At 71.3% G+C, this 10715-nt stretch carries 14 protein-coding genes; 7 read left to right on the forward strand and 7 right to left on the reverse strand.

Annotation, left to right across the window (positions count from 1 at the left end):
• Nucleotides 1-93 precede the first annotated feature (93 nt).
• The 7 genes from ACIBQX_RS27665 to era all read left to right on the forward strand — a co-directional run bounded on the left by ACIBQX_RS27665 (nt 94) and on the right by era (nt 5580).
• Nucleotides 94-1122 (forward strand): PhoH family protein, encoded by a 1029-nt coding sequence (locus ACIBQX_RS27665; RefSeq protein ID WP_397009403.1) that lies wholly within the window; start codon nt 94-96, stop codon nt 1120-1122.
• Entirely contained in the window at nt 1119-1595 is a 477-nt protein-coding gene (ybeY, locus tag ACIBQX_RS27670; RefSeq protein WP_397009405.1) for an rRNA maturation RNase YbeY, read from the forward strand. Before ACIBQX_RS27665 ends, ybeY begins: the two co-directional genes overlap by 4 nt.
• A complete protein-coding gene (locus ACIBQX_RS27675) occupies nt 1568-2887 on the forward strand; it encodes a hemolysin family protein (RefSeq protein ID WP_397009407.1) in 1320 nt (439 codons plus the stop codon). Before ybeY ends, ACIBQX_RS27675 begins: the two co-directional genes overlap by 28 nt.
• A 307-nt stretch (nt 2888-3194) precedes the next feature.
• Nucleotides 3195-3833 (forward strand): hypothetical protein, encoded by a 639-nt coding sequence (locus ACIBQX_RS27680; RefSeq protein ID WP_397009409.1) that lies wholly within the window; start codon nt 3195-3197, stop codon nt 3831-3833.
• Nucleotides 3834-3843: 10 nt separating this feature from the next.
• Entirely contained in the window at nt 3844-4176 is a 333-nt protein-coding gene (locus ACIBQX_RS27685; protein WP_397009411.1) for a cytidine deaminase, read from the forward strand.
• Nucleotides 4177-4183: 7 nt separating this feature from the next.
• Nucleotides 4184-4654, forward strand: coding sequence for an NUDIX domain-containing protein (locus ACIBQX_RS27690; RefSeq protein ID WP_397009413.1), 471 nt, complete (start codon nt 4184-4186; stop codon nt 4652-4654).
• Nucleotides 4655-4671: 17 nt separating this feature from the next.
• Nucleotides 4672-5580, forward strand: a complete 909-nt coding sequence (gene era / locus ACIBQX_RS27695) for a GTPase Era (RefSeq protein ID WP_397009415.1) — start codon at nt 4672-4674, stop codon at nt 5578-5580.
• Here the strand turns inward: era and ACIBQX_RS27700 are convergent.
• The 7 genes from ACIBQX_RS27700 to ACIBQX_RS27730 form a co-directional block, all read right to left on the reverse strand.
• On the reverse strand, nt 5571-6077 hold the full coding sequence (locus ACIBQX_RS27700; RefSeq protein ID WP_397009417.1) for a hypothetical protein: 507 nt from the start codon (nt 6075-6077) through the stop codon (nt 5571-5573). The two genes, era and ACIBQX_RS27700, sit on opposite strands and share 10 nt — an antisense overlap.
• 94 nt (nt 6078-6171) lie before the next feature.
• Nucleotides 6172-6957 carry an urease accessory protein UreD gene (locus tag ACIBQX_RS27705; RefSeq protein WP_397009419.1) on the reverse strand — a complete coding sequence of 262 codons (786 nt, stop codon included), beginning with the start codon at nt 6955-6957 and terminating at the stop codon, nt 6172-6174.
• 1 nt (nt 6958) lies between these two features.
• Nucleotides 6959-7621: an urease accessory protein UreG gene (gene ureG, locus ACIBQX_RS27710; RefSeq protein ID WP_397009421.1), complete on the reverse strand. Its 663-nt coding sequence runs from the start codon at nt 7619-7621 to the stop codon at nt 6959-6961.
• A gap of 12 nt (nt 7622-7633) precedes the next feature.
• Entirely contained in the window at nt 7634-8344 is a 711-nt protein-coding gene (locus ACIBQX_RS27715; RefSeq protein ID WP_397009423.1) for an urease accessory protein UreF, read from the reverse strand.
• Nucleotides 8344-10050 (reverse strand): urease subunit alpha, encoded by a 1707-nt coding sequence (locus tag ACIBQX_RS27720; protein WP_397009425.1) that lies wholly within the window; start codon nt 10048-10050, stop codon nt 8344-8346. Before ACIBQX_RS27720 ends, ACIBQX_RS27715 begins: the two co-directional genes overlap by 1 nt.
• Nucleotides 10043-10354: an urease subunit beta gene (locus tag ACIBQX_RS27725; protein WP_397009427.1), complete on the reverse strand. Its 312-nt coding sequence runs from the start codon at nt 10352-10354 to the stop codon at nt 10043-10045. The genes ACIBQX_RS27720 and ACIBQX_RS27725 overlap by 8 nt, the downstream gene beginning before the upstream one ends.
• Complete coding sequence (locus ACIBQX_RS27730; RefSeq protein WP_397009429.1) at nt 10351-10653, reverse strand: urease subunit gamma; 303 nt, start codon at nt 10651-10653, stop codon at nt 10351-10353. The genes ACIBQX_RS27725 and ACIBQX_RS27730 overlap by 4 nt, the downstream gene beginning before the upstream one ends.
• Nucleotides 10654-10715 lie beyond the last annotated feature (62 nt).

Raw genomic sequence — 10715 nt, forward strand, 5'->3', positions numbered from 1 at the left:
TATATTGGCACGAGTAATTCCGCTGCTCCCGGCTACGATGTGGGGAGAAGAACAGCCGAACAGACCGGGAGGCATCAGGCCACTGGCCTGCCCATGTCCGAACTACACGAATCCCGACGCACGGCACCTCCATCGCGCACACAGGCCAAGGTGCTGATTCCGGACGAATACCCGATGGTCAGCCTCCTGGGCTCCCGTGACGAGCTGCTACGCGTCATCGAGGGCGCCTTCAAGGCCGACGTCCATGTGCGCGGCAACGAGATCACCGTCACCGGCAGCCCCGACGAGAGCAGCACGGTGGTGCGGCTGTTCGAGGAGCTGGTCGAGGTCCTGCGCAGCGGCGGGGAGCTGACGCCCGACGCGGTCGAGCGGAGCATCGCCATGCTGCGGATGACCTCCGACCGCCCGGCGGAGGTGCTGTCCCTGGACATCCTCTCCTCACGCGGCCGCACGATCAGGCCCAAGACCGTCAACCAGAAGCGCTACGTCGACGCGATCGACAAGCACACCGTCGTGTTCGGCATCGGCCCCGCCGGCACCGGCAAGACCTACCTGGCCATGGCCAAGGCGGTGCGGGCGCTTCAGGAGAAGCTGGTCAACCGGATCATCCTGACCCGGCCCGCGGTCGAGGCGGGAGAGCGCCTGGGTTTTCTGCCGGGCACGCTCTACGAGAAGATCGACCCCTACCTGCGGCCGCTGTACGACGCGCTGCACGACATGGTCGACCCCGACTCCATCCCCAAGCTGATGGCCGCGGGCACGATCGAGGTCGCCCCCCTCGCGTACATGAGGGGAAGGACGCTGAATGATGCCTTCATCATCCTCGACGAGGCCCAGAACTCCTCGGCCGAGCAGATGAAGATGTTCCTGACGCGGCTCGGCTTCAACTCCAAGATCGTCGTGACGGGTGACGTCACCCAGGTCGACCTGCCCTCGGGCACGACCAGCGGCCTGCGGGTGGTGCAGGAGATCCTGGAGGGCATCCCCGACATCCACTTCGCCCACCTGTCCAGCGCCGACGTGGTGCGCCACAAGCTGGTGAGCGAGATCGTCGACGCCTACGGCCGTTACGACGCGCTGCAGGACCCCAAGCCTCTCCAGCAGCGGGGGAAGCGACGATGAGCATCGAGATCAACAACGAGACGGGCGCGGAGGTCGGCGAGGAGCTCCTCGTCTCGCTGGCCACCCACGTCCTCGGCGAGATGGGCATCAACCCGCTCGCCGAGCTCTCGATCGTGATCGTGGACGAGGACGTCATGTCCGAGCTGCACGAGAAGTGGATGGGCGAGGCGGGCCCGACCGACGTGCTCGCCTTCCCCATGGACGAGCTGCGACCGGGCGGTGGGGCGCGCGGAGACGCCGACACCCCGACCGATCCGGCCCTGCTCGGCGACGTGGTGCTCTGCCCCGAGGTGGCGGCCAGACAGGCGGCCGAGGCGGGGCACAGCGCCCAGGAGGAGCTGGAGCTGCTGTGCACCCACGGCATCCTCCACCTGATGGGCTATGACCACGCCGAGCCCGAGGAGCACAAGGAGATGTTCGGCCTGCAGGCCCGACTGCTCGAAGGATGGCGGGAGGTGCGCAGCTCCCGGTGAACGCCTGGTTGCTGTTGGCCGTCGTCCTGGTCATGGTCGGCGGCCTGATCGCCAGCGCCGAGACTGCGCTGACGCGCATCTCCAGGGTGCGCGCCGAAGCGGTCGTGCGTGACGGGAAGCGCGGGGCCCAGCGGCTGCACGCCATCGTCGCGGACGCCCCGCGCTACCTCAATCTGCTGCTGCTGCTCCGGCTGAGCTGCGAGCTGGTCGCGACGGTGGTCGCGACGCTGCTGTTCATCGACCTCCTGGACGACCAGGGCTGGGCGTACGTCTCCGCCGCGGCGGTGATGATCGTGGTCAGCTATGTGATCGTCGGGGTGATGCCGCGGACCCTGGGCCGTCAGCACGCCGAGCCGATCGCGCTGGCGAGCGCGCCGATCGTCTACGGGCTGACCAAGATCTTCGGTCCGCTGCCCATGCTGCTCATCCTGCTCGGCAACGCGCTGACTCCCGGCCGGGGGTTCCGCGACGGCCCGTTCACCTCGGAGGCCGAGCTGCGTGACCTGGTCGACCTGGCCGAGGAGCGCAGGGTCATCGAGCCGGACGAGCGCGAGATGATCCACTCGGTGTTCGAGCTGGGTGACACGCTGGTGCGCGAGGTGATGGTGCCGCGCACCGACATGGTCTACATCGAGCGCGGCAAGACGCTCAGCCAGGCGCTGTCGCTGGCGTTGCGCAGCGGCTTCTCCCGTGTCCCCGTCGTCGGCGAGAACGAGGACGACGTCATCGGGATCGCCTACCTCAAGGACATCACCCGCCGGGTGCACGAGTCCGGTGAGGGCGGCGGGGAGGAGCGGATCGAGTCGATCATGCGCTCGGCCACCTACGTGCCGGAGAGCAAGCCGATCGACCAGCTGCTGCGCGAGATGCAGGCGAAGCAGATCCATCTGGCGATCGTCATCGACGAGTACGGCGGGACGGCCGGGCTGGTCACCATCGAGGACGTGCTGGAGGAGATCGTCGGCGAGATCACCGACGAGTACGACCAGGAGGCGCCCCGCGTCGAGCCCATGTCCGACGGCGCGCTGCGGGTGACGGCCCGGATGCCGGTGGACGAGCTGGCCGAGTTGTTCGACACCGAGATCGAGGTCGACGACGTGGAGACGGTGGGCGGGTTGCTCGCGCACGCGCTCGGCCGGGTGCCGATCGCCGGGTCGCAGGCGGAGGTGGCCGGGCTCCGGCTGACCGCCGAAAGCCTGGCCGGCCGGCGCAACCGGATCAGCACCGTCATGGTGCGCCGGGTCACGCCGGCCGAGGGCGACGTCGTCCCGGCGGCCGCCGAGCACGACTGAGCAGCGGCGCAAGCCTTCTACAAGCGTTCTGCAAGCGGTGTGGGCCAGTCTCTTCATCGACGCCCTGTGCGGTGGGTGTCACAGAGGGATGTGTCCGAAACGCCGGGTGGGGTTCGCGGCGCCAGGACACTCCCTGGGGGGACGGCAACGTCACGGCCTGCTAGCCGGCCGGGACGTTGGTCGGCGTAAAGGGTGTTCTCGTCCGGATAACCGGGCGAGAGCACCCTTTTAGCGTTTGATCGTTTATTGGCAACTCCGGTGGATTGCCGTATTCGTCGGCCGGGGAGGTTGCGACTCGGGGGGAATCATGAAACGCGTACTGCGGATCATCGCCTGCGGGCTCCTGGCCGGTGCCCTGGGGGGATGCGGCGACCGGGGCATCGCCGAGGTCGACGGGGTCGACATGAAAGCTCTGGCGCACATGCGGGAGATCCTGAGCAAGGAACCCAGATTGCCCGACGGCTTCTCGCCTCGGCCCGACCAGGCGTGGCAGGCGCCGTTCACGCCGGCGGATCACAACTGCCGAGCCGTACTGGACGCGGCGGGCGGGCGGGCGCCCGAGCGGGCGCTGACCGCGCAGGCGGCGGCCAGCTATCAGGGTGACGAGCTGGGAGAGCAGGTCGGGGTGGGGCTGGCCCGATACGCGGGCTCCGAGGCCGAAGGGCACATCGCCGAGCTGGCCAGGGCGCTGGAGTCCTGCCGGGCGGTCCGGGCGGGCAGCGGCACCCACTTGCGCACGACCATCCTGCCGATCGGGGACGTGGCCGACGAGGCGGTGGGCGGCGAGCTGCGCGGAAAGCTGAACGGCTACCCGTACACGCTGGACGTGGTGCTGGCCCGATCCGGTGACACGCTCGTCTCGCTGGTGCACACGAGCATGGCCGAGGTCGAGCCGCAGCGGACGAGGCAGCTCCTCGACGCGGTGATCAGGATGGCCACCGCCTAACCTGGTCCTCGTGACTCTCGATCCTGAAGACAGCAAGATCATTACGTTGGCGCGTGCCGCCAGGGCCCGTAACGGCTCGGCCGAAGGCGCCGCCGTGCGTGACGAGACGGGCCGCACCTATTCGGCCACCGACGTCGCGCTCACCTCGCTCACGCTGTCCGCCGTGCAGGTGGCGGTGGCGATGGCCGTGTCCAGCGGCGCGCGGTCACTGGAGGCCGTCGCGCTGGTGACCGCCGGCGAGCCGAGTGCCGCCGACGAGGCCGTGGCGGCGGAGCTGGGCGTCAAGGGCCTGCTGGTGGCCGATCCCGACGGCACGCCGCGCGCTGCGGGGGGCGGGCGCTGAGATGCCGATGTCGCCGTTCCTGGCAGCGCTGCGGGCCAAGGTCGGGCCCGACCTGTTGATGTTGCCCTCGGCCAGCGGATGCGTGTTCGACCGTTCCGGCAGGCTGCTGGTGGCCCGCCACGGCGACGTGGGGCTGTGGGCGTCGCCCGGCGGCGGCATCGACCCTGACGAGCGGCCACAGGACGCCGTGGTGCGGGAGCTGCGCGAGGAGCTCGCCATCGAGGTGGAGGTGCGCGGCCTGATCGGCGTCTACGGCGGGCCGCAGTTCCGCACCCTCTACCCCAACGGGCACGAGGTCGCCTACGTGATCGCCGTCTACGGGTGCGCCCTGGTCTCGGGCACGCCCACCCCGGACGGCGACGAGATCACCGACGCCCGATGGGTCACCGAGCAGGAGCTGGACGGGCTCACGATGACCGCGTGGTCGCCGGGGGTGCTCCCCGACGCGTTCGCCTGGTGGCGTGACCAGGCTCGTTGATGGGCCAGAATGCACATGTGACTTCGCCAGACAACCATCGCGCCGGATTCGCCTGCTTCGTGGGGAGGCCGAACGTCGGCAAGTCCACGTTGATGAACGCCCTGGTCGGGACCAAGGTGGCGATCACCTCCTCCAAGCCGCAGACGACCAGGCGGGTCATCAGGGGCATCGTGCACCGCCCCGAGGCGCAGATCGTCATCGTGGACACGCCGGGCCTGCACCGGCCGCGCACGCTGCTCGGTGAGCGGCTCGACAGCCTCGTGCTGTCGACGCTCACCGAGGTGGACGTGATCGGCTTCTGCGTGCCGGCCAACGAGCCGATCGGCAAGGGCGACCGGTTCATCGCCGACAAGCTCACCGCGGTGAAGAACACCCCCGTGGTCGCCGTGGTGACCAAGTGCGACCTGGCCACCCGGGAGCAGATCGCGGCGCAGCTCCTGGCGGTGTCGCAGATCGCGGAGTTCGCGGCCGTCGTCCCCGTCTCCGCGCGGTCGGGGGAGCAGCTCGACGTGCTGGGCGACGTGCTCATCGAGCACCTGCCCGAGTCGCCGCCGCTCTACCCCGGCGGGCAGCTCACCGACGAGCCCGAGCAGGTGCTGGTCGGCGAGCTCATCAGGGAGGCGGCGCTGGAGGGCGTCCGGGACGAGCTGCCGCACTCCATCGCCGTGGTCGTCGACGAGATGATGGCGCGCGAGGGGCGTGACGATCTGCTCGACGTCTACGCGCACATGTTCGTCGAACGTCCCTCGCAGAAGGCCATCGTCATCGGCCACAAGGGCGAGCGGCTGCGCGACGTCGGCACCAGGGCGCGTAAGCAGATCGAGGCGCTGCTCGGCACCAAGATCTATCTGGACCTGCGGATCAGCGTCGCCAAGGACTGGCAGCGCGACCCCAAGCAGCTGCGCCGGCTGGGCTTCTACGACTGACGGCCCCCGCGCCGGTCGGCTTGCCACGGCTGACGGCGTACCAGCGTCGCGACGGCGAGGACGACCACCGCGAGCGCGGACGCCAGCGCGGCGAACCAGCCGAACCTGATCACCGGCTCGACCGACAGCAGGCGGCCCAGATCGATCGAGATCCGGTCCCGGATGCCGGCCGAGTCGGTCACGAACAGCACCAGCACCAGCGCGGCCAGTGCCCCCGGCAGCGACGCCAGCGCCGCGACCCGCGGCCGGGTGAGCACCCCCGCCACCCCGCAGCCGAGCGCGGCCAGCCCCGCGAGCAGCGCGAGGACGCCGAGAACGTCGTCGACGCCGCGGATGTCGTCGGACACCCCGCCGCCGATCAGCTCGCTCCTGGCCTCGACGCCCGCCCAGGGCAGAATCGCGCAGAACACCAGCGACGCCCCGGCCACCATGACGCCGAACGCGTAGCCGCGGCGGGTGCCCTGTCCGGTGGGAGACGGCGAAAGGTAGTCGGCCACCCGATCACGATAAGCCGGGACCGCCGCGCCGCCTACTATCCGCACGACCTGAATGGCGAGACCGTCCCCGCCGGACGATCACGATCGCGTACGGCTACGCGGGGCTCGGTGGACGGCCGGGCGAGACGGTGGATTCGCCCCAGTCGAGCCTGGCACGGAGGGCGACGGCGTCGGGGGCCAGGGCGGAGATCAGGATGGCGGGGCCCGCCAGGGGCAGCACGGCGACCCCGTCGGCGACGATGGCCTCCGCCGGAGGGGCAGCGCCGGTGATCAGGGTGGTGCCCACACAGCGGGCGTCGCCGTAGACGGCCGGGGAGGTGTCGAGAGCCGGGTCGCCGACCGTGAACTCCTGCCTGAGCAGGGGGCGGCCGTCGAGAGTGGCGTCGAAGCGGGCATGGCAGCGTCCCGGCTGCTCGCCGTACCGGCCGAAGACGATCTCCTCGCGCCACCGCACCCGGGCGTCCGAGGCGAGCGTCAGCCGCACCTCGACGCGGTGGAGGCAGCCGGCGGCGAGGACCGTCGGCTCGGGCGTGAACCGGAGGGTGGCTCCGGCGCCGACGCGGGCGGTGATCAGCGTCCGGGACTCGCCCGGACCGGGCAGGACCAGGGTGCTCGCGACCGAGCCGAGCTCCAGCGTGGTGCCGGGGGCGAGGTCCAGGTCGAGTTCGAGGCGGTCACCGCCGAGCGGCCCCGCCGCCGTCGAGACGAGGTGAACGGAGTGCGGCCCCGTCTGGCGGAGCGTCAGCGGGGGCGCGGATCTCAGCACCGGGACGCTGGTGCGGCCCGCCACCAGAGCGGTGGCGAGAGCGGCCCGCGCGTGCATCGCGCGCCGTCCCACGACAGGCGGTGAGGGCAGCGAGGGCAGTGGGGTGGTGGGCATGTCAGTGGTGTTGGTGCAGCCAGGAGTCGACCTGGTCGCGTACCCAGGTGGCCACCTCGTCGGCGGTGGGGTCCTGTCTGATGGAGGTGAACAGGACGGGTCTGTCGCCGCGTACGGCCGCCGCGTCCCTGGCCATCACGTCGAGGACGGCGCTCACCAGGGGAGCCAGGTCCGTCTTGTTGATGACCAGGAGGTCGGCGGTGGTGACGCCGGGGCCGCCCTTGCGGGGGACCTTGTCACCGCCCGACACGTCCAAAACGAAGATCTGCTTGTCCGCCAGGCCGCGGCTGAACGTCGCCGTCAGGTTGTCGCCGCCGCTCTCCACGATGACCAGGTGCAGCGGGCCGAAGCGGTGTTCCAGGGTCTCCACGGCGTCCAGGTTGGCGGCGATGTCGTCGCGGATGGCGGTGTGCGGGCAGCAGCCGGTCTCCACGGCGAGGATGCGGTCCTCGTCGAGCACGCCGGCCTTGCGCAGGAAGTCGGCGTCCTCGGTGGTGTAGATGTCGTTGGTGACCACGCCGAGCTGGAGCGTGGGGCCGAGGGTCCGGCACAGGGCCGCGACCAGGGCCGTCTTGCCGCTGCCGACCGGGCCGCCGATGCCCAGGCGCAGCGCGCGGCCGTGGCCGTCGGGGGCGTGATGGTGGTCGTCATGGTCGGCGCTCATGAGGGGTCCTTCCTAGGAGACGAACAATCTGACCTGAGCTCGCGCATGCCGCTCGGCCAGCAGGTCCAGGGCCGGGGCGGAGTGGGCCGGCAGATCCGCCCAGACGGACTGCCGGGCGTCCGGCCGGGCGCCCGTCCAGGCGACCGGGGGATGCGTGGGAAGCTCGCGGGACAGGTCCGCGAGCAGGCGGTGGACGGCCACCGGGTCGAGGCCGAGGAGCCGGACCGCCGCCGTGGCCGGGCCGCTGATCGCGTGATAGGCCGCCGCCAGCGCGGCGTCCTCGGACGAGGCTCCCGCCGCGTGCGCCGCCGCACCGAGCGCGAGCGGATGATGGGGGCTCGGTACGGCCTCCGCCAGCTCCTCCAGCACCGGGGACGGCCACAGGCGGCGCGCCACCCGGAGCAGCAGCCTGCCCTGCACCCGCGACGCGGCCCGCTGGGCGGGCGACGCGGTGCGGGCATCGACCTCGGCGTCAAGGTCGCCCCAGGTGGGCGGGGCGCCGGCCGTACAGGAGGCGAAGGCGCAGGACGCCGCCGCGAGGGCGGCTGCGACCGCGCCCGCGGTGTGCAGGCGGCCCCTGAGGAAGGGCTCCAGGGAGGGCACGTCGTGTACGGCGCCGGACGTGACCGCCTGTTCGACGCCGCCCGAGTGGGCGTGGCCTCCGGCGGGGAGGCGGGAGTCGGTGAGGAGCAGGATCGCGGCGTTCATCACAGGGGCGTTCATCAGAAGAGGAAGTAGCGCTGCGCCAGCGGCAGCGTCCGGGCGGGGGCGGGCTCGATCAGGTCACCGTCGATCCGGACCTCGAACGTGTCCGGCGCCACCTCGATCCTCGGCAGCGCGTCGTTCAGCGGCATCGACTCCTTGCCGCGTCCCCGTACATCCGTCACGGGTGTCAGGCGGCGGCGGACGGCGAGGCGGTCGGCGAGGCCGGAGTCCAGCGCGTGCGGCGCGACGAAGTGCAGTGAGGTGGCGGCGGCCGTCGCGGGGGCGGCGCCGAACATGGGGCGGGGCAGCACCGGCTGGGGCGTGGGGATGGAGGCGTTGGCGTCGCCCATCTGGGCCCAGGCGACGACGCCGCCCTTGAGGACGAGGGTGGGCTTGACGCCGAAGAAGGCGGGGTCCCACAGGACGAGGTCGGCGAGCTTGCCCGTCTCGACGGAGCCGACCTCGGCCGCCAAGCCATGGGCGATGGCGGGGCAGATGGTGTATTTGGCGATGTAGCGGCGGGCGCGGAGGTTGTCGGCGGGGCCGCCGAGCGAGCCGCGGCGGCCCTTCATGACGTGCGCCGTCTGCCAGGTGCGGATGATCGTCTCGCCGACGCGGCCCATGGCCTGCGAGTCGGAGCCGATCATCGAGATGGCGCCCAGGTCGTGCAGCACGTCCTCGGCCGCCATCGTCGTCGGCCTGATCCTGGACTCGGCGAAGGCCAGGTCCTCGGGGATGGCCGGGTTCAGATGGTGGCAGACCATGAGCATGTCGAGGTGCTCGTCGAGGGTGTTGACGGTGTGCGGCCTGGTCGGGTTGGTGGAGGAGGGCAGCACGTTGCCGTACGAGGCGACGCGGATGATGTCGGGCGCGTGCCCGCCTCCGGCGCCTTCGGTGTGGTAGGCGTGGATCGTCCGGCCGCCGATGGCCGCCAGTGTGGATTCGACGAATCCGGCCTCGTTCAGCGTGTCGGTGTGGATGGCGACCTGCACACCGCTCGCGTCGGCGACCTTCAGGCAGGCGTCGATCGCGGCGGGGGTGGTGCCCCAGTCCTCGTGCAGCTTGAAGCCCGACGCGCCCGCCGCGAGCTGCTCCCACAGCCCGTCGGCGGAGACGGTGTTGCCCTTGCCGAGCAGCGCGAAGTTGAGCGGGTAGGAGTCCAGGGACTCCAGCATCCTGCCCAGATACCAGGCGCCGGTGACGGTGGTGGCCTTGGTGCCCTCGACGGGTCCGGTGCCGCCGCCGATGATCGTGGTGACGCCGGAGCCGATCGCCTCGTCGAGGACCTGCGGGCAGATGAGGTGCACGTGGGAGTCGATCGCGCCCGCTGTGAGGATTTTGCCGTTGCCGGCCAGGATCTCCGTGGACGGGCCGATGACGATGTCGACGCCGTCCATCGTGTCGGGGTTGCCGGCCTTGCCGATGGCGGCGATCCGGCCGTCGACGACGCTCACGTCGGCCTTGACCACGCCCCAGTGGTCGAGGATCACCGCGCCGGTGATCACCAGGTCGGCGGCGCCCTCGGCGCGGGTGGTGCGGGCCTGGCCCATCGACTCGCGGATCACCTTGCCGCCGCCGAACACCGCCTCGTCGCCCGCCCCGGCCGGACCCATGGACAGGTCCTCGGTGACCTCGACGAACAGGTCGGTGTCGGCGAGCCTGATCCGGTCGCCGGTGGTGGGGCCGTAGAGGGCGGCGTAGCGGGCGCGGGAGATCTCAGGCATCGAGCGCTCCCGCCTGCTCGGCGCGCAGTCCCGGCACCACCCGGTGGCCCGCGAGGGGCACCAGGCTCACGTCACGCTCGACGCCCGGCTCGAAGCGGATCGCGGTGCCGGCGGGCACGTCCAGGCGCATGCCCCAGGCGGCCTGCCGGTCGAAGTCCAACGCGGGGTTGCAGGCGGCGAAGTGGTAGTGGGAGCCGACCTGTACCGGCCGGTCGGCCGTGTTGACGACCCGCACGGTCACCCGCTCGCGGCCCGGGTTCAGCGGGATCGTCCCCTCGGGGTGGACGTACTCGCCGGGGATCACGGGATCGGCCTGTGCACGGTGACGAGCTTGGTGCCGTCGGGGAAGGTGGCCTCGATCTGCACGGTGTCCAGCATCTCGGGGACTCCCTCCATGACGTCGTCCCGGCCGAGCACGGCGCGTCCGGCCGCCATCAGGTCCGCCACCGTCCGGCCGTCCCTGGCCCCCTCCATCAGGAACGACGCGATGATCGCGGTGGCCTCGGGATGATTGAGCCGCAGGCCCCTGGCCTGACGGTCGCGCGCCACTCCGGCCGCGACGTGGATGAGCAGCCGTTCCTGCTCGTGTGGGGTCAGCCGCATGGGCCGGACCCTAGAAACCCGCCGTTTCCACGGTGTTGCCGAGGCGTGTCGGGCCGGTTTCC

Source organism: Nonomuraea sp. NPDC049714, assembly GCF_044465295.1.
Classification (GTDB): Bacteria; Actinomycetota; Actinomycetes; order Streptosporangiales; family Streptosporangiaceae; genus Nonomuraea.